This is a genomic window from Variovorax sp. YR566 (assembly GCF_051992195.1).
GTDB lineage: Bacteria > Pseudomonadota > Gammaproteobacteria > Burkholderiales > Burkholderiaceae_C > Variovorax.
Genome location: NZ_CP197092.1, coordinates 1,381,346 through 1,400,709, shown reverse-complemented (window position 1 = coordinate 1,400,709; position 19,364 = coordinate 1,381,346). Strand labels below are relative to the sequence as shown.

The window sequence follows — 19,364 nt, the reverse complement described above, 5'->3', positions numbered from 1 at the left end:
ACCAGGAACGTGCGGCGCCCCGTGCCGGAAGTCACATCTTGTCCACGAGAACTGGACATGGCTGCCGGAACAGGCGCGCGATTGTATAGAGAACTCGCAGGCGCGGGCGATGTCCAGGCGTGCCGGCCAACTCCGTTAGCATCGCGCGGCGCTGTCTGTGGGAGCAGCGCGGCCCCGGGCCTTTGTCCATATGGCGCAGGGGGCCTATCCGTTCATTCGCAAAAAGAAAGCAAGTCTTGAACAAGAAAGTAGTTTTGGGAGTCCTGGCCGCGGCTATCGCCGTCGCCTACGGCGGCAGCACCTGGTGGGCCGGCACGCAAATCAAGTCGCGCTACGACATCGCCTTCGACGAGCTGCCGAAGCAGACCGCGCTGGTGCGCGTGACCGAGCGCAAATATGAACGCGGCTTCTTCGGTGCCGTCAGCACCGTGACGCTGGAAATCGGCTGCGCAGCCGATGCCGCCGCCCCGGCAGCAGCAGCACCCGCCGCCGCCGACAAGCCCGCCGAGGGCGAGGAAGCCGAGGCAGACGAAGAGGAAGACGCAGGCGGCACCAAACCGCCCAAGCAGCTGCGCCTGACCATCCGCGACACCATCCATCACGGCCCGCTGGCCGGCGGCACGCTGGCAGCGGCCACCATCGACAGCGAACTGGTGCTCGACGAGAAGACGCAGGCCGCGGCGAAAAAGCTGTTCGGCGACGCCAAGCCCCTGAGCGCGCGCACCAAGGTCGGCTTCAGTGGCGCCTTCACGACCGACCTCACCGTCGCCCCCGCCAAGCTGGTCGAAGAAGGCAAGGGCCGCCTCGACTGGCAAGGCGTGCAGGCCCGCCTGGAAGTCAACGCCGCGCGCACCCAGGCGCGCTACGACCTGACCGTGCCCGGCCTGGACTTCAGCGAAGCACGCAGCGGCGTGACCATGAAGATGGGCAAGCTCGCCGCCAAGGCCGACATGGACATGAGCGCCGGCTGGTTCCTGGCCACCGGCAAGACCGAAGGCCGGCTCGACACCCTCGAGTTCGCCGTCAAGAAGAAGGCTGCCGAGGACGGCGCCGCACCGGCAGAACCACCAAAGGCGCTGCCGGCAGTCGTGCTCCAGAACATCGAACTGGTCGGCGAAGCCGGCACCAAGGACGGCCTCTATGCGTCGAGCGGCACGTTCAGGGGCACCGGCAAGATCGGCGAGACGAAGATCGACAAGTTCGAACTGACCAGCAGCGCACGCCGCATCCATGCCGCCGGCTACAAGAAGCTGGCCGACGCCTGGATGCAGTCCAGCGCCGCCAGCGGCTGCGGCAAGGGCAGCAGCAAGGCATCGCAGGCCGCCATGCAGGCGCTGGCCGAGCAGCTCGCCCCCGACCTCAAGGCCATGGCGAAGTACGGCCCCGAGGCCGGCCTCGACAAGATGCTGGTCGAAATCGACGGCAAGCGCGCCGAAATCGGCTACACGGTCAGCATGGCCGGCGTGACCGACGAAGACCTGCAGATGCCCGGCACCGCGCTGCTCATGAAGCGCGGCGTGCTCAAGGCCCACGCGCGACTGCCCATGAAGTGGATCGAGAAGCTGGCCGAAACCGGTGCAGAGAGCGGCCAGACGCCGCCGCCCGAAATGGTGGCCGGCCTGGTCGAGCAAGGCGAGCAGAGCGGGTTCGTCAAGCGTGACGGCGACGACGTTACCGCCCAGGTCGAGTACAGCGAAGGCAGCCTGAAGGTCAACGGCAAGCCGCTGGGCGGGATGGGCGCAACCGGCAAGTAAGCCGGCCCCGGCCCGAATGAAAAACGGCGCTGGCCTTTTGGGGCCAGCGCCGTTTTTATTTCAGCAAGCCTTCAGCTCAGACCAGGCACTGCTCCAGCCCCTGCTCGAGAATTTCGCGCGGCAGCTCGATGCCGATGAACACCATGCGGCTCTGGCGCGCCTCGTCCTTGCCCCACTCGGGGCCCAGGTCGCTGCCCATCAGTTGGTGCACGCCCTGGAAGATCACCTTGCGCTCGGTGCCCTTCATGTTCAGCACGCCCTTGTAGCGCAGCATGCGCGGGCCGTAGATGTTGACGATCGCACCCAGAAAGTCTTCCAGCTTGGCCGGATCGAAGGCGCGGTCAGCCTTGTAGACGAAGCTCTTGACGTCGTCGTCCGTGTGGTGATGGTGGCCGTGGCCCTCGTGCTTGTGCGAGGGGTGGTCGCACGCCTCGCCATGCGCGTGGTCATGGTCGTGATGGTCGTGGTCGTCTTCCTTCAGGAAGTCGGGGTCGATGTCGAGCTTGGCGTTCAGGTTGAAGCCGCGCAGGTCGAAGATGTCCTTCAGCGGCACGTCGCCGAAATGCGCCTTCTGCTGCGGCGCGCGCGGATTCATGTGCTTCAGGCGATGAATGAGCGCGTCGGTCTCTTCGGCCGACACCAGCTCGCTCTTGCTGATGAAGATCTGGTCGGCAAAGCCCACCTGGCGGCGCGCTTCCTGGCGGTCGTTGAGCTGCTGCGGCGCGTGCTTGGCGTCGACCAGCGTGAGGATCGAGTCGAGCAGGTAGCTCTCGGCGATCTCGTCGTCCATGAAGAAGGTCTGGGCCACGGGGCCGGGGTCGGCCAGGCCCGTGGTCTCGATCACCACGCGGTCGAAATCGAGCAGGCCCTGGCGCTTCTTGGCGGCCAGCATTTGCAGCGCTTCGCGCAGGTCTTCGCGGATGGTGCAGCAGACGCAGCCGTTGCTCATCTGCACGATCTGCTCCTTCGATTCGGTCACGAGGATGTCGCTGTCGATGTTCTCTTCGCCGAACTCGTTCTCGATGACCGCGATCTTCTGGCCATGGGCCTCGGTCAGGATGCGTTTGAGCAGCGTGGTCTTGCCCGAGCCGAGAAAGCCGGTGAGGATGGTCGCGGGAATGAGGGCCATGGGGATAGTGCTCCGGAAGCGGAAAACAGGAGATGGGGGCGGGAAATGGGACGAAAAGGGGACGAAAAGGCGTGGCCCGGCAGTTTAGCCAATGCCACTGAGTTGCGTTGGCGGCAGGGTCAAGAAGGCGTCAGGCGGGCTTTCTGACCACCACCAGGCCCTTGAGGTACTCGCCCTCGGGAAACTCGATGGTCATCGGATGGTCGGGCGCGGCGCCCAGGCGCTCGGCGATGTAGCCGTCCACGCCCGCATCGAGCCCCGCCGAGGCCACGATCTTGTGGAACAGGTCGGCGCTGATGCCGCCCGAGCACGAGAAGGTCAGCAGCACGCCGCCCGGCTCCAGCAGCTTCAGCGCCAGCCGGTTGATGTCCTTGTAGGCCCGCGCCGCGCGCTCGGCGTGCGCCGCCGTGGGCGCGAACTTGGGCGGATCGAGCACGATGGCGTCGAAGGTGCGGCCCTGGTCGATGAACTCGCGCAGCACGGTGTTGACGTTGGCATCGAGAAACTCGGTCTGTATGCCCTGCCCTTCGAAACCATTGAGCGCAAGATGACCACGCGCCCGCTCCAGCGCGGGCAGCGACGAATCGACCGACACCAGCTGCACGCCTTCGAGCGCGCCCGCGGCCTTCAGCCCCGCCAGCGCCGCGACGGTGAAGCCGCCCGTGTAGCAGAAGCAGTTCAGCACGCGCCGGAAGCGCCGGTGCTGCGCCAGCTCGGCAAAGCGCTGGCGGCTGTCGCGCTGGTCGAGGTAGAAGCCGGTCTTGTGGCCGGTCGCGATGTCGAGCGAGAGCTTCCAGCCGTGCTCGCGAATGATGATTTCGGTGGGGCCATCGCCGCGCAGCCAGCCCGTGACGGGCTTCAGGCCTTCGCGCTCGCGGCCGCTGGCGTCGGAGCGTTCGTAGAGCTTGCCCAGGCCCGTGGCCTTGAGCAGCGCGTCGGCCAGAACATCTTTCCAGCGCTCGACGCCGGCCGAGAGAAACTGCGCCACCAGCGTGTCGCCATAGCGGTCGACGATCAGCCCCGGCAGGCCGTCGGCCTCGCCGTGCACCAGCCGCACGCCGTCGCTCTGCAGGTCGAACAGGCCGCGGGCGGCCACGGCGCGGGCGCACACCGAGGCGAAGAAAGCAGCGTCGATGCGCTGCGTTTCGATGAAGCTCCAGGCCCGCGCGCGGATCTTGGAGATGGGGCTGAAGGCCGCCCATGCGAGGAAGGCGCCCTCATGCGACTCGACACGCACCGTCTCGCCGGAATCGGCGCCACCGCGCGCGATGGCCGATTCGAAGACCCATGGGTGGCGGCGCTGCATCGAGCGCTCTTTGCCGGGTTTGAGGCGAAGTGTTTTCATTGTTCTTTGCTTACTTGTCGTTCTCTGGCTTGGCCTTGGCACGTGAGGACTCGGGGCGCGCCTTCGCGCGCGGATGTGCCGCGTCGTAGACCTTGGCCAGGTGCTGGAAATCCAGCCGCGTATAGACCTGCGTGGTCGCGATGTTGGCGTGGCCCAGCAGCTCCTGCACCGCGCGCAGGTCGCTGCTCGATTGCAGCACGTGGCTCGCGAAGGAATGGCGCAGCATGTGCGGATGCACCGGCGCCGCGAGGCCGGCCTTGAGGCTGCGCTCGCGCAGCAGCTTCCACACCGCCTGCGACGACATCCGCATGCCCTTGGCGCTGATGAAAAGCGCAGCCGCCGCTTGCGGGTCGCGCAGCCGGGCGGTGGTCAGCCCGGCGCAATCGTCGCGCACCGCGAGCCAGTCGCGCACCGCCTCGGTCGCCTTGCTGCCCATTGGCACGATGCGGCGCTTGCTGCCCTTGCCGAGCACGCTGGCTTCCATCGCATCCAGATCGACCCAGCCCCGCGCCGTGTTGCTCGCCTGCGCATCGAGCCCCGTGAGCTCGCTCACACGCAGGCCGCAGCCATAGAGCACTTCGACGATGGCGCCATCACGCGCTTCGGTCCATGGGTCGGCCTCGGGGTCGTACAGTTCGGCGAGGCGCACCGCGTCGTCCACGCCCAGTGCCTTGGGCAGCGGCCGGCCGGCCTTGGGTGCGTGCACGTCCTGCACGGGATTGAAGCCGATCAGCCCTTCATTGCCCAGCCAGCGGTAGAAGCTGCGCCAGCACGACAGCACCAGCGCAATGCCGCGCGGCTCGCGCCCGGCGCTGTGCAATTGCGCCATCCAGCGGCGGATGTGGGCGGTCTGCACGCGGTCCAGCGGCAGCTTTGCCTCGGCGGCACGCTCGCGCAGGGCCTGCAGGTGAAAGGCGTAGAGCTCGACCGTGCGCGCCGCGAGCCGGCGCTCGACGCGTACATGCTCCAGGTATTTTTCGATCCAGTCCGGGGGAGTGGATGCGACCGGCTCAGAAGAGATAGCCATGGCCGGCATTGTTGATTACTGCCGCCGGCTCGCGCAATGCGCCTTTCGAGAACGGGCCCAAGGCCCGCCAGCACGACGTGGGCGCCGCCGCGTACTGCACGTCGAAGCTCTGGTCGAAGCCGCTCTTCTTCACGAGCCGCTCGATGCGCCACAGATGGAAGGGCTCCGACACGATGACCACGCTGCGCACGCCGGCTGCCAGCAGCAGCGGACGCGACAGCGACAGATTCAGCCGCGTGGAGGTCGATGCCGGCTCGAGCACCATCGGCCCCGCAAAGCCCGAGGCCACCGCGTGTTCCCCCATCGTGATGGCCTCGATGCGGCTGTCCTCGGAATCCACGCCACCCGAAAAAGCCAGCTGCCTGACCAGGCCGGCTTTCGCCATTGCCAGGGCCACGTCGACCCGCCCCGTGAGGCACGGATGCGGCTTGCCGTCGAGGTACGCGCGGCTGCCGAGCACCAGCGCCGCATCGGCCGGGCGCTGCGGCGGATGCGCCAGCAGCTCTTCGGCATGCCAGCAGAGGAAGGCTCCGATGGCCGCATACACCACCGCCACGGCCAGCACCCCGCCGGCCAGCACGACCTGCCAGGGCCGCCGCAACCAGCGCGGGCGCTTCAAGGACGAAGCCGCGAAAGTCCGCCCGAGGCCAGCTCGGCGATGCGCTCGAGAAAGTCGGTGCCCATCTCGGCGTTGAAGCGCTGCGCGTCGGGCGACGCCAGCACCAGCATGCCGAAGGCCGGCGACTCGGCATCGGGGCGCAGCGGAATCAGCGCGATCGACATCGCGGCCTGCGGCTCGGGCAGCCAGTTGGCCGCCTCGAAGCCCGAATTGAGCCCGCAGTACGGCGAGGTCAGCGAGGTGGCCAGCGCCTTCACGTCGTCGCTCACCCACTGGGCATAGGCCTCATTGAGGTATTCGCTGCCGCAGTCCCACACCTTGATGGCGGTCTGCGGCACCAGGAACAGCGACTGCAGGTCGACCGCGATGCGGTACGGCAGGCTGCGCGGGTCGCGCGTGGTCAAGAGGCCCTTGGTCCAGCGCTGCAGGCGGTCGGCAATGACGACGTTCTCGGTGCCGTGGCGCACCATGTCCATCAGGCGGTGCTCCAGCGCCTTGATTTTTTCGCGCAGCATCTCGGCCTGGCGCTCCTGCAGGCTCACGGCACGGTTGCCGTGCGGGCTGGTGAGCTGCACCTGCGCCAGCAGCTGGGCATGGCGCTCGAAGAAGTCGGGCGTGTTCGCCAGGTAGTTGGCGATGTCGTCTTCGGTGATCGGGTTCATGGCGTTGGCGTCGTTGTTGTTCGTGAAGTTGGTCGTCATGGCAGCTCCGGCACCTCGATGTCGCCTTCGAAGACTGTGGTGGCCGGCCCGGTCATCAGCACCGGCTGCCCTTCTCCCTGCCACTCGATCGTGAGAATGCCGCCGTGCGTCTGCACGTCGACCCGGCGCTCCAGCAGGCCAAGGCGAATGCCCGCCACCACCGCCGCGCAGGCCCCCGTGCCGCAGGCCAGCGTTTCGCCGGCGCCGCGCTCGAACACGCGCAGCCTGATGTGCGAGCGGTCGACCACCTGCATGAAGCCCGCATTCACCCGCTGCGGAAAGCGCGGATGGTGCTCGATCTGCGGGCCCTGCTCGGCCACCGGGGCGGTGTCGACGTTGTCGACCACCTGCACGGCGTGTGGGTTGCCCATCGACAGAACCGCTACCGAAACGATAGCGGTGCCCGCGCGCGTGCCAAGGGCAAGGTGCCACTTGTGCCAGGCGCCTTCGGGCTGCGGGTCGAGCCCGGCGATGTCGAAAGGCACGCGCTCGGTTTCGAAGACGGGGGCGCCCATGTCGACCGTCACGCGGCCATCGGCGCCCATGCGCGGCTCGATCACGCCGGACAGCGTCTGCACGCGCACTTGCGTCTTGTCGGTCAGGTGGTGTTCGTTGACGAAGCGCATGAAGCAGCGCGCGCCGTTGCCGCACTGCTCCACCTCGCCGCCGTCGGAGTTGTGGATCACGTATTGAAAGTCGATGCCTGCCGCAGGCGAAGGCCGCACGGTCAGGATCTGGTCGGCGCCGACGCCGAAGTGGCGGTCGGCCAGAAAGCGGTATTGCGCGGCACTGAGGCCCAGCGTGCCGCGTGTTTCGTCCAGCACGACGAAATCGTTGCCGGCTCCCTGCATCTTGGTAAAGCGGATTCGCATCCCGGGATTATCGCCACCGGCACTACCCTTGGCGACCACGGGCCCAAGCCCGTGGCCACGAAGACGGAACGATCAGGCCTGGATGAACGCCAGCAGATCGGCGTTCACCTGGTCCTTGTGGGTGGTGCAGGTGGCGTGCGGCGCACCTGCGTAGACCTTGAGCTGGCTGCCCTTGATCATCCCGGCCGCAAGCTTGCCGGTGGCCTCGAAGGGCACGACCTGGTCGTCATCGCCGTGGATCACGAGCGTGGGCACGTCGATCTTCGCCATGTCGGGGCGGAAGTCGGTTTCCGAGAACGCGGTCACGCAGTCGATGGTGGCCTTGATCGAGGCCTGCAGCGCGATCTGCAGCGTCTGCTTGAAGACGCCCTGCGACACCTTGGCGCCGGGGCGATTGGTGCCGTAGAAGAGCGTGCTGAAGTCGTCGAGGAACTGCGGGCGGTCGGCGGCCAGGCCGGCGCGGATGCCCGCGAACAGCGAGGCGTCGGGCCCCACGGGGTGGTCGGCCGTCTTCATGAACAGCGGCGTCACGGCGCTGATGAGCGCGAGCTTGGCCACGCGAGCGCTGCCCTTGCGCGCGATGTAGCGCGTCACGTCGCCGCCGCCCATCGAGAAGCCCGCGAGGATCACGTCCTTCAGTTCGAGTTTTTCGATCAGCTCGGCGATGTCGTCGGCGAAGGTGTCATAGTCGTAGCCGGTCCAGGGCTGGCTCGAGCGGCCGAAACCGCGGCGGTCGAACGCGATGGTGCGGTAGCCACGCTCCGCGAAGAACAGCATCTGGGCGTCCCACATGTCGGCGCTGAGCGGCCAGCCATGGCTGAAGAGAATGGGCTGGCCCGAGCCCCAGTCCTTGTAATAGAGCTCGGTGCCGTCGCGCAGTGTGAGTGTGGTCATGGTTTTCCAGTGGAGTGAAAAAAAAAGAAAGAAGGAAGGAAGGGAAGGAAAAATCAGATCGCAAGAAAGTGATGCACCTCGGGCTTGCCCGGCCCGATGTGAAAGCGCAGCGCCTCGCCCTGCAGGTCGGCATCGGCCTTCGACACGCGATGGTGCTGGCGCAGATGCTCCGCCCACGATTCGACGAGGAACCACTCCATCACCCGCTCGGGGTCGGCCGTGTGCTCGTGCACGCCCCAGGCATAGGCGCCGTCGCGGCGGCGTTCCAGAGACAGGCGCTTCATCGCATCGAGAAACGCAGGGCGGTCTTCCTTGCGGATGCGGTACTCGACCTGGATCATCACCGGCCCGCGGTCGTTCGCCACCGGTTCGGCGAGCAGCGGCTCAGGCCAGTGGTTCGATGCCTGCAGGTCAGCCTCGCCGGCCGGCAGCCGCACGCGATGGAAGACCAGCCCGGCCACCACGAGCCCCACAGCCCCCGCCACCAGCGTGGCCGGCACGCCGATCTGCTGCGCCACCAGGCCCCAGCCCAGGCTGCCCGCAGCCATCGCGCCGTTGAACACCGTGAGGTACACGGCCAGCCCTCGCCCTCGCACCCAGTTCGGCAGGATCGACTGGGCCACGCCGTTGAGCGTGGTCAGCGCAACGATCCAGCCCAGGCCCAGCAGCAACAGCAGCAGCACCGCCAGCCACTTCGGCGGCGCGAAGACCAGGCTGCCCATCACGGCCGCGGTGAGCAGCGCGGCCAGCAGCAGCATGCCGTCCGCGTCGAGCCGGGCGCGCAGGCGCGGCAGCACCAGCGCGCCGCCAATGGCGCCCGCGCCCACGGCGCCGAGCAGCACGCCATAGAAGCCCGCGCTGCCGCCGAGCATCTGCCGCGCCACCAGCGGCAGCAGCGCCCATACCGAACTGGCGAACAGGAAGAACACCGCCGCGCGCAGCAGCACCACGTGCAGCTCCTTGCTGGCGCGTGTGTAGCGCAGGCCGGCGCGGAAGGCGCCGAAGAAGTTTTCCGACAACCCGCTGTCGACCGGCGCTGGGCGCTTCCACCACAGCAGCGCCGCGATCACGAACACGTAGCTCAGCACGTCGACGCCATAGGTGGCGGCCGCGCCGAAGCTCGCAAGAATCAGCCCGCCCGCAGCCGGGCCGATGGAGCGCGCGATGTTGATGCCCAGCGAGTTCAGCGCCACCGCGCTCTTCAGATCGCTGCGCGGCACCAGCTCCGGCACGATCGATTGCCAGGTCGGCCCCATCAGCGCCGCGCCGATGCCGCCCACGAAAGTCAGCGCGATCAGGTATTCGACCGTCAGCGCGCCTGTGTGCGAAAGCACCAGCAGCGCACCGCTCACGGCCGCGAGCACCACCTGCACGAAGATCAGGAAGCGCCGCCGGTCGAGGATGTCGGACAGCACCCCCGCAGGAATCGCAAGCAGGAAGATCGGCAGCGTGGCCGCCGTCTGGATGAGCGCCACTGCCGTCGGGTTGGCCGACAGGTCCGTCACCAGCCACGAGCTGGCCACGTCGCGCATGAAGCTGCCGATGTTGCCGAGCACGGTAGCAGCCCAGAGCACCGCGAACACCGGCTGGCGCAGCGGCGCGAAGGCGCCGGGTTGCGGTGCCGGTGCGACCGCACTGTGCGAAGGTTCAGACATGGGCGCGCTCCTTCAGGTCATGCCAGGCGACGAGCAGAAAGCCGCCGACCAGCCCGAGATGTTCGAAGAAGGAGTTTGCCGCCATGAAGCGCTCCTGCCCGATCGGCATCTGCCAGAAGCGCAGCGCCACGAAAGTCGCCATCAGCGTGAAGCCCGCAAGCGCCAGCGCACCGAGCCAGCGCAGGCGACCGGCGAGGATCAGCGCCGAGGCCCCGAGCTCCAGCACGATGACCGCCACGGCCAGCGGGCCGGCGGGCGACAGGCCGAAGTGGTTCATCTCCGCGAGGGCCGAGTTGAAATCCATCGCCTTGTTCAGCCCGCCCTGAAGATAGGCGGCGCACAGCAGCAGCAAGGCGATCCAGCGAATCGCAGGCGAAGTGGTCCAGCGCATCGTCACACCGCCCAGCAGGCGCAGCCGAGCGCGCCCCAGAAGCTCTTCAGGTCGGCAATGGGCAGCTTGCTGCTCCAGGCCGTGGCGTGCTGGTGGCCGTGCACGTTGCAGTTGTTGGCGCAGGCGCAGGCCGCGGCCGCGTTGCGCAGAACCTTCTGCATCGGCGCGCCTTCGGCGGTGTCGGCCCAGCCGGCATAGCCGCCGAAGGTGCGCGCGGGCGACCAGTCGGGCATGGCCGGCGGCGGCGCGCCTTCGTCGTGCGCGGCGAAGGCGCCGGCGCCGTAGACCACCTTGCCGCCCACCATCGTGAGCAGCGCGGTGGTGTCGGCAATCTCCGATTCGGCGCAGGCGAAGAAGTCGCGGTCGGGCACCACGAGGTCGGCGAGCTGGCCGGCCTGGATGCGGCCCTTCTTGCCTTCCTCGTTCGAAAACCATGTGACGTTCTCGGTCCACATGCGCAGCGCCTGTTCGCGGTCGATCAGGTTGCGCTGCGGCGTGATCTGCAGGCCGCCCACCGTCTTGCCCGTGACCAGCCACGACAGCGACACCCACGGGTTGTACGAGGCCACGCGCGTCGCGTCGGTGCCGGCCGACACCTTCACGCCCTTCTCGAGCATGCGCTTCACCGGCGGCGTCGCCTCGGCCGCGCCCGGGCCGTAGCGCTCGACGAAATACTCGCCCTGGTAGGCCATGCGGTGCTGCACCGCGATGCCGCCGCCCAGCGCCGCGATGCGGTCGATCGACTGGTCGGAGATGGTCTCGGCGTGGTCGAAAAACCAGTTCAGGCCGGCCAGCGGCGTGTCCTGGTTGACGCGCTCGAACACGTCGAGCGAACGGCTGATGGTCTCGTCGTAGGTGGCGTGCATGCGCCAGGGCCAGCGGTTCTGCACCAGCACGCGGATCACTTCCTCCAGCTCGCCTTCCATCTCGGGCGCCATGTCGGGGCGCGGCTGGCGGAAGTCCTCGAAGTCGGCGGCGGAAAACACGAGCATTTCGCCGGCACCGTTGTGGCGGAAGTAGTCGTCGCCCTGCTTGTATCTGGATGTCGCGGTCCAGTTCAGGAAGTCCTGCTTCTCCTGCTTGGGCTTCTGCGTGAACAGGTTGTAGGCCAGGCGGATCGTCAGCTGCCCGTCGTCGGCCAGCTTCTGGATCACGGCGTAGTCGTCGGGGTAGTTCTGGTTGCCGCCGCCCGCGTCGATGGCACCGGTCACGCCCAGCCGGTTGAGCTCGCGCATGAAGTGGCGCGTGGAATTGAGCTGGTAGTCGAAGGGCAGCTTCGGCCCCTTGGCCAGCGTGGCGTAGAGGATGGCCGCGTTGGGCTTGGCCAGCAGCAGGCCCGTGGGGTTGCCGGCGCTGTCGCGCACGATCTCGCCGCCGGGCGGCGCGGGCGTGTCCTTGGTGTAGCCCACCGCGCGCAGCGCAGCGCCGTTGAGCAATGCGCGGTCGTACAGGTGCAGGATGAAGACCGGCGTGTCGGGCGCGACGGCGTTCAGCTCCTCGATGGTCGGCAGGCGCTTTTCCACGAACTGGTGTTCGGTGAAGCCGCCCACCACGCGCACCCATTGCGGTGCCGGCGTGTTCGCAACCTGCCGCTTGAGCATGCCCATGGCATCGGCCAGGCTGCGCACGCCGTCCCAGCGCAGCTCCATGTTGAAGTTCAGGCCGCCGCGAATGATGTGCAGGTGGTTGTCGATCAGCCCCGGCAGCACGCGCTTGCCGTGCAGGTCGATCACGCGGGTGGCGCTGCCGGCCAGCGGCAGCACGTCTTCGGCGCGGCCGACGCGGGTGAAGCGGCCGTCCCTGATGGCCACGGCGTCAGCCACGGGGTTGGCGCGGTCCAGCGTGGTGAAACGGCCGTTGTGCAGGATCAGGTCTGGGGTTTCGGTGTTGGTGGTCATGTTGTCGGAGAAGGAGGCGACGGCAAGGCCGGGGGCTGCGAGGGTGGCGCCGAGCGCTCCGAGGAGGCGCCGGCGGCTGGGGTCTGCGGACGGCTTCATGCGTCGCGCCTGCCGGAAGACTGGGCTTCGGCGGCGTTCACCGCCGTCGGCTGCGCACACTTCGGCAGTTCGCCGAACACGTGCGGCTTGACCTGGTGGTGCAGCCACGAGGTGGCCACCGCATCGGGCTTGATCACGCTCTTGATGAGCGGCGGGATCTGCTCGCCGAGCAGGATCCCGAGAAGCCCCACCAGGGCGATGACCGGCGGCGCCGGCGAGCGCACCTGGAACAGTGCGTAGATCACGCCGACCAGCAGGCCGAGCGCGAGCGACAGGACATAGGGCTTCATGATTTCGTTCGCCTCGGCGTTGTCGATCAACCTTCGTGTGCGCCGAACATGGTCTTGGCGTAAGTCACGCCAAGGCCGTAGGCGCCGCCAACCTTTTTCGCGATGCCGGTGGTCAGCTCGTAGGTGTCGCCGCGGGCCCAGTCGCGCTGCAGCTCGAGCAGGTATTGCAGCGAGGTCATCGGCTGCGCGCCGGCCTGCACCATGCGTTCCATCGCGCGGTTGTGCGCCTCGGCCGACACGTCGCCGCAGGCGTCGGCAATCACGTACACCTCGAAGCCCTGGTCGAGCGCCGACAGTGCCGGCCCCACGATGCACACGCTGGTCCACAGGCCCGCCAGCACGATGCGCGGCTTGCCGATCTGGTTCACGCGCTCGATCACGGCGGCGTCTTCCCAGGTGTTCATCGAGGTGCGGTCGAGCATCTTCTGGCCCGGGAAGGCGTCGGTGATCTCGCTGAACATCGGGCCCGAGAAGCTCTTCTCGGCCACCGTCGTGAGAATGGTCGACACGCCGAAGCCGGCGGCCGCCTGCGCCACCAGCGCGGCGTTGTTGCGCAGGTTCACGGCGTCGATCGAGTGCGTGGCAAAGGCCATCTGCGACTGGAAGTCGATCATGACCAGCGTGTGGTCGGTGGGGGTGAGCAGCTTGGCGCCGGCGGTGGGGGTGGCCTTGATGGACATGTGAAGCTCCTTGCGGTTGAGTGGATATTCGATTGAATTCACAATTGCTTTCGGAGGGAATCTCCTTGGCATGGGCTGAATCATCGGGTCCGCATCAACTGTCATCGACGAAACTTTTCACAGGCAATGATCGAAGTTTTCGATCATTCCTTTTTCACCCCTTTCTCACCCCTTTTTTCTTCTTCAAGGAACCGCAGCGTGCTCAAACTCAGCCTGGAAGCCATCGAGGTCGTCGACGCCATCGCCCGCCACGGCTCCTTCGCCGCCGCCGCCACTCGCCTGAACAAGGTGCCCTCCACCATCTCGTACGCCGTGGGCAAGCTGGAGGAGCAACTGGGCATGCTGCTGTTCGAGCGCAACGGCCCGCGCGTGACCCTCACTGCCGCCGGTGAAGAAATGCTCAAGGAGGGCCGCTGGCTGCTCAGCGCCGCGAGCGATCTCGAATCGCGCATGCGGCTGATCGCCACCGGCTACGAGTCGGAGCTGCGCCTCGTGCACGACTCGCTGATTCCCACGCAGGCGCTCATCGACGACATCCGTGCCTTCGAAGACCTGCGCTGCGGCACGCGGCTGCGCATCGGCTGCGAGGCGCTCACCGGCAGCTGGGAGGCGCTGCGCGAGGGCCGCGCCGACATCGTCATCGCCGCGGGCGAAGGCCCGGCCGGCGGCGGCTACCAGGCCGTGACCGTGGGCAGCCTCGACTTCGCCTTCTGCGTCGCGCCTTCGCACCCGCTCACGCGGCTCGGCCGGCCGCTGCAGCGCGGCGACCTGCTGGAGTGCAACGCCATCGTGGTGGGCGACAGCGCGCGCACGCTGTCGGAGCGCACCGTCGGCCTGCTGGCCGGCCAGCCGCGCATCACCGTGCCGTCAATGCCCGCGAAGATCGCCTGCCAGGTGGCCGGCCTGGGCCACGGTTTTTTGCCGCGCGCCTGCATCGTGGGTGAGCTGAAGCGCGGCACGCTGGTCGAACTGCCCACCGAAGAACCGCGCCCGCCCGAGGCGTTCTGGCTGGCCTGGAAGACCGGCGCGCAGGGGCAAGCGCTGCGCTGGTGGCGCGAGCGGATGAATCGCACGCTGGTGCCGGCGCTGCTGCCGCGATCGGCCTTCTGAGCCGCCGCGGCAGCGCCTTGCGGACCTACCCGGCCGTGCCCGGATAGTCGGACACGAAACCGCCGCCTGTCGGATATCTCGTGAAGAACCACATGGAAGCCTCGTCATCCAGACGGATGCAGAACAGCTTCTCGTCGCGCTCAGTCAACCTCAGCCCGTAGGCGTAGATCCGTTCCTCGACCTCATCGAGCAGCGAAAGCGCGCCTTCATCGACGAGGCTGTTGTACTCATCGATGAGCGCGACCAACCCCTGCGGGAACCGGTTCTCAAGAATCCGGGCGGAGAAACAGTACGGGATGTCTTCGTCAGCCCTGTAGTCGATGACGGCGATGACCTCTCCGTGCTTCGACAGGATGCGGTCGATCATCGAGCCGGCCTTTGCAGGAGCGCTCAGCCCGCCGCGCGCAGCTTGTCCAGCGCCCGGTCGAGGAACGCCAGCCGGTCCTGCCCCCAGAACCGCTCGCCGTTCAGGATGAAAGTCGGCGCCCCGAACACGCCTGCCTCCACCGCCTCCGCGCTGTAGACCCGGTAGGCCGCCAGCGTCTCGGCCGCCTGCTCCAGTGCCTGCAGCGAAGCGCCGTCGTAGCCGGTCTCGTCGGCCACCGCGATGCGCACCTCGGCCTGCGAGGTGTCGCGCTCCTCGGCCCACAGTGCGCGCAGCAACGCATGCGACAGCGGCTGCGCGTCGAGCCCCTGCAGCTGCGCGGCGATCACCATCCAGCCCGGGTACTTGTTCCAGTTGGGGTCGGTCGGCGCGCCCTTGGGGTAATGCGCGGGCGCCAGGTTCATGGGCATGCCGAGGTAGTCACTCCAGCGGGCGAGCTCCAGCGCGTGGTAGGTGCGGCGCGGCTCGGGCCGGGTCTTCAGCGGAATGCCGCCGGTCTGCGGCACCACGGCCTGGAAGTCGTACGGTTTGAGCGTGAGCCGCACATGGTGGCGGCGCACGATGTCTTGCAGTTGCGGGCCGCCGAGGTAGGCCCAGGGGGAAGAGAGGCTGTAGTAGCAGTCGAGCGCGATCATGTTTCGATTATCTTCAGCGCATGCCCGACGCCTCCGCGCTCCCCACCCTTCTCCCCTTGGGGTTTGCGCAGGCCATGCCGGCGCGATGAAGTTCCCCGCTTTTCTCTTCTCGCTGTTTCTCTCCAGGCTGGCCGACCAGATCCTGCTGTTCCTGGTGCCGCTCGTGGTGTTCCAAGTGACGCAGGACGTGGCTTGGTCGGGCTACGCCTTCGCAGCCGAGACGCTGCCGCGCTTTCTCTCGTTTCCCGTTTGCGGCGCGCTGTGCGACCGGGTGTCGCCGCTGAAGCTGCTGCGCGGCAGCCAGATCTTTCGGGCACTGGCCTGCGTGCTCGGCGTGCTGGCCAACGAAGCCATGGGCGGCATCTGGTGGCTCGTGGGGCTGTCGGCCGTGTGCGGCGTGCTCACCACGCAGGGAATGATGGCCCGCGAGGTGATGCTCCCGCAGATCGCCAGCGGAACCCGCGGCCTGGGCTTCGACAAGGTGCTGGCCTATGCGCAGACCGCCGACCAGACCGGCATGGTGCTCGGCCCCCTGCTGGCGGCTGCGCTGATTGCCGTGTGGCCGTGGCAGGCGGCAGTGTGCGCTGCGGCGGCGCTGTTCCTGCTGGCCGACGTAGCCACTGCCTGGTGGCGGCGCGGCAACCCCGTCGAGCTGCACGAGCCGCAGGGCGAGCCGGGGCAGCATCTGCTGAAACCCATCGCCACCGCACTCGGCCATCTGCTGCGCCTGCCGGGCCTGCTGCGACTGACCATGCTGACTGCAGGCGTGAACCTGATGCTCGGCACCACGCTGGCCTCTTCCGCCGCGATGGTCACCGGGCTGCACCAGCGCTCTGCCACCTACTACGCGTGGCTGCAGACACTGGGGGCCGTGGCGACCATCGTGATCCTGCTGGCGATCATCCGGGGATCGATCGCGCTGAAGCACATGGGCATCACCGCCTACCTGCTGATACTGGCCGGCGGCCTGCTCACGGCCGCAAGCACCAATCACTGGGGCTATGCGGCCGGCTTCCTGCTGGTCATCGGGTTCGACAAGATGTTCAGCATCTACATCCGCATCCACCGGCAGCGCATCATTCCGACGCAGGACTACGGCAAGACCACCGGCGTGATCGTGCTGCTGAACAACCTGACGCAGCCGCTTGCGGGGTTGATCGTCGGTGCGTTTGCCGATGCGACGCAGACGCGTGGGGTGATCTTTTCGGTATGTTTGCTGGTGGGTGCGATCGGCGTTGCTTCAGCCGTGGCCGCCCGCAGGAAAGCCGACGCCACGCAAACCTGACGGCGGCCCCGCCGCTCAGGACGCCTTCCAGAAGATGTAGTCAGCCTGGTACTGCACAACCTGCTTCTGCCCCTTGGTGGCCGGCGTGCACGGCACGGTCGCTGGCGCTGTGCCGCCTTGCAACGCCACCCGCTGGATGTAGGTCACGCCAGTCATCGCACCGGTGCCCACGGCCGGATTCGCCTTCACGAGCTGGAACGGCAGGCTCGTCGGCCCCGAGGGCGCCACCGCCAGCTGCGTGGCCGTGAGCCTGGAGCCATCGTTCGACTCCCAGGTGGCCGGCGGACCGTAGTACTTGCCGACCTGCTTGCCGCCGCGATCCCACAGCTTGGCATCGGGGCCGACGAACACCCACTCGGTCTGCCCGGGCACGTTGGCCTTGTCACGGCATTCGTAGGTGATGTCGCCCTTGCCCACGGTTTCCATGGCGACCTTGTTGCCGGCCGGCACCTGGATTGTCGGCGGCAGGCTGGACTGGTTGAACGCGGGGGCCATCGGGCCTGAAGACATGGAGCCGCATGCGATGAGCACGGCAACGGCCGGGACGACGCCGAGCGCGGCGATGAGACGGGTGGTGTGCATGAAAGTTCTCCTGGTTGTAGATAGGTAGACGGACAGCAGCTCCTCGCTGCTGGGGCGTTTACGCACCGGAGATGGATTTGGATGTGGAGGAAGAGATTTCACCTTCTCGCGGTGGGGGCAAGCCACGGATCGAATACGCGTCTCGCCGTGAAATACGAACGGGCGACTGACGATAGACAACCGTGATTTCCGTCCTGGCCGCGTGCACCTCCCGGGTCATCAACTCAGGAGGTAATGGATGAATCGAGAAATTCGCGGCCTGCATCGCAGGCGTTACATGAGAAAGCGCCGAGCAACTGCCTGGCACTTGGCTGCAGCGCTAGCGACGTTGGTCACTTCAGCCGCTCATGCATGCAGCCCAATCAAGAGCATTGGCATCGTGTTCGATTGGAACTCTGCAGAAGTTCCAGCCGAACAAGTTCTCAAGCTTGCCAGCTGGACCTCCATGCTTCGCGTGATCCTGTCCCGATCCGGGGCCCAGAGCAGTGACGCAACACCCCCTACCTCCGCCCGAACCCCACCCCCTGGGCCAACAACGTCAACACCGCAAACCCCAATATCACCCCCACCCCCGGATAAAGCATCGCCAGCTCCGTCCCAGGCGCAATCGCCGCAGTCAGCACTGCCAGCCCACAAGCCCCACCCACCTGCAGCGAACTGTTCAGCAGCCCAGCCGCCAGCCCTTGCTCATGGTCGGCAACACCATTCGTGCCGGCCACCATCAACGCCGAAATGCTCAGCGCAAACCCCACGCCCCACAGCACAGAAGCCGGCAGCAGCACGCCCCACAAATCAGGCTCAGGCCCGATGCGCAGCATCAGCAAATAGCACGGCACAAAAGCCACCAGCCCGACCATCAACACACGCGTCACGCCAAAGCGGCTGATCAGCGCACCGATCTTCGGGCCGATGACGACCACCATCAGCCCCGCCGGCAGCAGCACCAGCGCCATCTGCCATGGCTTCCAGCCTTGCAGGTTCTGCAGGTACAGGGCAATCAGAAACTGGAAGCCCATCGCGCCGCCGTACAGCAGTGCGGCACTCACGTTCGCCGCCACCAGCCCACGGTTGCGGAAGATGCCCAGCCGCACCAGCGGTTCTTTCACCGTGCGCTCGATGACGACAAAGCCGGCCAGCAACGCCACCGCCGCCACGAACCCGCCAACCGTGCGCAGCGAAGCCCAGCCGGCCTCTTCCGCCGACACCACGGTGAACACCATCAGCAGCATGCCCGCCACCAGCGTGACGGCGCCGCCGATGTCGAGCCGCTGCTGTCCCCCTGCCTTGGTGTTGCGCGGCGGGTCGGGCGGCAGGTAGCGCAGCGCGGCCAGCAACAGCAGCACCGCGACCGGAATCGGCAGCACGAAGATGTAGCGCCAGTTCAGCGCTGCCAGCAGCCCGCCGATGAGCAGGCCCGACGAGTACCCCGAGGCCTCGAACAGATTGAAGATGCCGAACGCCTTGTTGCGCGCCGGCCCTTCGGCAAAGGTGGTGGTCAGCAGCGACATCGCGGCCGGCCCGGTGAAGCCCGCGGCCATGCCTTTGATGAAGCGCGAGACGATCAGCAGCCCCGCGTCGGTGGCAAACGCGCCGCCCAGCGACACCAGCGCAAACACCGCCAGCCCCGCCACCAGCACGCGCCTGCGGCCGAACAGGTCGGCGCAGCGCCCGCCCAGCAGCAGAAAGCCGCCAAAGGCCAGGATGTACGCGCTGACCAGCCATTGCGCCGTGACCGCGCCAATGCCGAAGGCGTGCTGGATCTCGGGGATTGCCACCGCAATCATCGAGATGTCGAGCCCATCGAGCAGAATCACGCCGCTGAAGATGAGCAGCGCAATCCACATGCGCGCGGGCCAATGCAGGGGGTCTTTGTTTCTCTCCGCTGCGACAACAGCAACGCCTTCATCGTCAGGGCGCGCGTCGCACGGGTTCAAGCTGGCAGACATTTTTCAATTGCTCCAATCAATCCATGGTTTCTTTTGATTCGATTGGCTCGATCGTCCCGCGCCGCTC

General features: G+C 67.2%; 19 protein-coding genes. 3 read left to right on the top strand and 16 right to left on the bottom strand.

Going from position 1 to position 19,364, the window contains the following annotated elements:
- Positions 1-236 precede the first annotated feature (236 nt).
- Positions 237-1,754, top strand: a complete 1,518-nt coding sequence (locus tag ACTG4X_RS06485; RefSeq protein ID WP_440533481.1) for a YdgA family protein — start codon at positions 237-239, stop codon at positions 1,752-1,754.
- 76 nt (positions 1,755-1,830) lie between these two features.
- On the opposite strand, the gene ACTG4X_RS06480 is transcribed toward ACTG4X_RS06485, so the two are convergent.
- From ACTG4X_RS06480 to ACTG4X_RS06425, 12 genes are all read right to left on the bottom strand, one after another.
- Positions 1,831-2,883 (bottom strand): CobW family GTP-binding protein, encoded by a 1,053-nt coding sequence (locus ACTG4X_RS06480; RefSeq protein ID WP_093056291.1) that lies wholly within the window; start codon positions 2,881-2,883, stop codon positions 1,831-1,833.
- Between the two features lie 130 nt (positions 2,884-3,013).
- Positions 3,014-4,228, bottom strand: a complete 1,215-nt coding sequence (locus ACTG4X_RS06475) for a class I SAM-dependent rRNA methyltransferase (protein WP_440533480.1) — start codon at positions 4,226-4,228, stop codon at positions 3,014-3,016.
- A 10-nt stretch (positions 4,229-4,238) separates the two neighbouring features.
- A complete protein-coding gene (locus ACTG4X_RS06470; protein WP_097200905.1) occupies positions 4,239-5,255 on the bottom strand; it encodes a tyrosine recombinase XerC in 1,017 nt (338 codons plus the stop codon).
- Positions 5,239-5,874 carry a YdcF family protein gene (locus ACTG4X_RS06465; protein WP_440533479.1) on the bottom strand — a complete coding sequence of 212 codons (636 nt, stop codon included), beginning with the start codon at positions 5,872-5,874 and terminating at the stop codon, positions 5,239-5,241. Before ACTG4X_RS06465 ends, ACTG4X_RS06470 begins: the two co-directional genes overlap by 17 nt.
- Positions 5,871-6,575 carry a DUF484 family protein gene (locus ACTG4X_RS06460; protein ID WP_093056297.1) on the bottom strand — a complete coding sequence of 235 codons (705 nt, stop codon included), beginning with the start codon at positions 6,573-6,575 and terminating at the stop codon, positions 5,871-5,873. The genes ACTG4X_RS06465 and ACTG4X_RS06460 overlap by 4 nt, the downstream gene beginning before the upstream one ends.
- On the bottom strand, positions 6,572-7,447 hold the full coding sequence (gene dapF / locus ACTG4X_RS06455) for a diaminopimelate epimerase (RefSeq protein WP_097200145.1): 876 nt from the start codon (positions 7,445-7,447) through the stop codon (positions 6,572-6,574). The genes ACTG4X_RS06460 and dapF overlap by 4 nt, the downstream gene beginning before the upstream one ends.
- A 72-nt stretch (positions 7,448-7,519) precedes the next feature.
- Positions 7,520-8,341 (bottom strand): alpha/beta fold hydrolase, encoded by an 822-nt coding sequence (locus tag ACTG4X_RS06450; protein ID WP_440533478.1) that lies wholly within the window; start codon positions 8,339-8,341, stop codon positions 7,520-7,522.
- Positions 8,342-8,394: 53 nt separating this feature from the next.
- Positions 8,395-9,996 carry an MFS transporter gene (locus tag ACTG4X_RS06445; RefSeq protein ID WP_093078593.1) on the bottom strand — a complete coding sequence of 534 codons (1,602 nt, stop codon included), beginning with the start codon at positions 9,994-9,996 and terminating at the stop codon, positions 8,395-8,397.
- The gene (locus ACTG4X_RS06440; protein ID WP_093056393.1) at positions 9,989-10,387 is read right to left on the bottom strand and encodes a DoxX family protein; all 399 of its coding nucleotides are present in this window, start codon (positions 10,385-10,387) and stop codon (positions 9,989-9,991) included. The genes ACTG4X_RS06445 and ACTG4X_RS06440 overlap by 8 nt, the downstream gene beginning before the upstream one ends.
- Before the next feature lie 2 nt (positions 10,388-10,389).
- Positions 10,390-12,285 (bottom strand): amidohydrolase, encoded by a 1,896-nt coding sequence (locus ACTG4X_RS06435; protein WP_440534368.1) that lies wholly within the window; start codon positions 12,283-12,285, stop codon positions 10,390-10,392.
- Between the two features lie 95 nt (positions 12,286-12,380).
- Entirely contained in the window at positions 12,381-12,674 is a 294-nt protein-coding gene (locus tag ACTG4X_RS06430) for a DUF1427 family protein (RefSeq protein WP_440533477.1), read from the bottom strand.
- A 26-nt stretch (positions 12,675-12,700) separates the two neighbouring features.
- On the bottom strand, positions 12,701-13,354 hold the full coding sequence (locus tag ACTG4X_RS06425; RefSeq protein ID WP_093056307.1) for a hydrolase: 654 nt from the start codon (positions 13,352-13,354) through the stop codon (positions 12,701-12,703).
- Between the two features lie 198 nt (positions 13,355-13,552).
- Between ACTG4X_RS06425 and ACTG4X_RS06420 the strand changes: the two genes are divergently transcribed.
- On the top strand, positions 13,553-14,464 hold the full coding sequence (locus ACTG4X_RS06420) for a LysR family transcriptional regulator (protein ID WP_093078589.1): 912 nt from the start codon (positions 13,553-13,555) through the stop codon (positions 14,462-14,464).
- Between the two features lie 25 nt (positions 14,465-14,489).
- Here ACTG4X_RS06420 and ACTG4X_RS06415 read toward each other — a convergent pair whose 3' ends face one another.
- Together ACTG4X_RS06415 and ACTG4X_RS06410 are read right to left on the bottom strand one after the other, a co-directional pair.
- Positions 14,490-14,831: a hypothetical protein gene (locus ACTG4X_RS06415; protein WP_097200149.1), complete on the bottom strand. Its 342-nt coding sequence runs from the start codon at positions 14,829-14,831 to the stop codon at positions 14,490-14,492.
- A gap of 23 nt (positions 14,832-14,854) precedes the next feature.
- Positions 14,855-15,484 (bottom strand): 2-hydroxychromene-2-carboxylate isomerase, encoded by a 630-nt coding sequence (locus ACTG4X_RS06410; protein ID WP_354338833.1) that lies wholly within the window; start codon positions 15,482-15,484, stop codon positions 14,855-14,857.
- A gap of 85 nt (positions 15,485-15,569) precedes the next feature.
- On the opposite strand from ACTG4X_RS06410, the gene ACTG4X_RS06405 reads away from it, so the two are divergent.
- Positions 15,570-16,769, top strand: a complete 1,200-nt coding sequence (locus tag ACTG4X_RS06405) for an MFS transporter (RefSeq protein ID WP_440533476.1) — start codon at positions 15,570-15,572, stop codon at positions 16,767-16,769.
- A gap of 15 nt (positions 16,770-16,784) precedes the next feature.
- Here ACTG4X_RS06405 and ACTG4X_RS06400 read toward each other — a convergent pair whose 3' ends face one another.
- Positions 16,785-17,351: a DUF3455 domain-containing protein gene (locus tag ACTG4X_RS06400; RefSeq protein WP_440533475.1), complete on the bottom strand. Its 567-nt coding sequence runs from the start codon at positions 17,349-17,351 to the stop codon at positions 16,785-16,787.
- A 500-nt stretch (positions 17,352-17,851) separates the two neighbouring features.
- Positions 17,852-19,297, bottom strand: a complete 1,446-nt coding sequence (locus ACTG4X_RS06395) for an MFS transporter (protein WP_440533474.1) — start codon at positions 19,295-19,297, stop codon at positions 17,852-17,854.
- Positions 19,298-19,364: the final 67 nt, after the last annotated feature.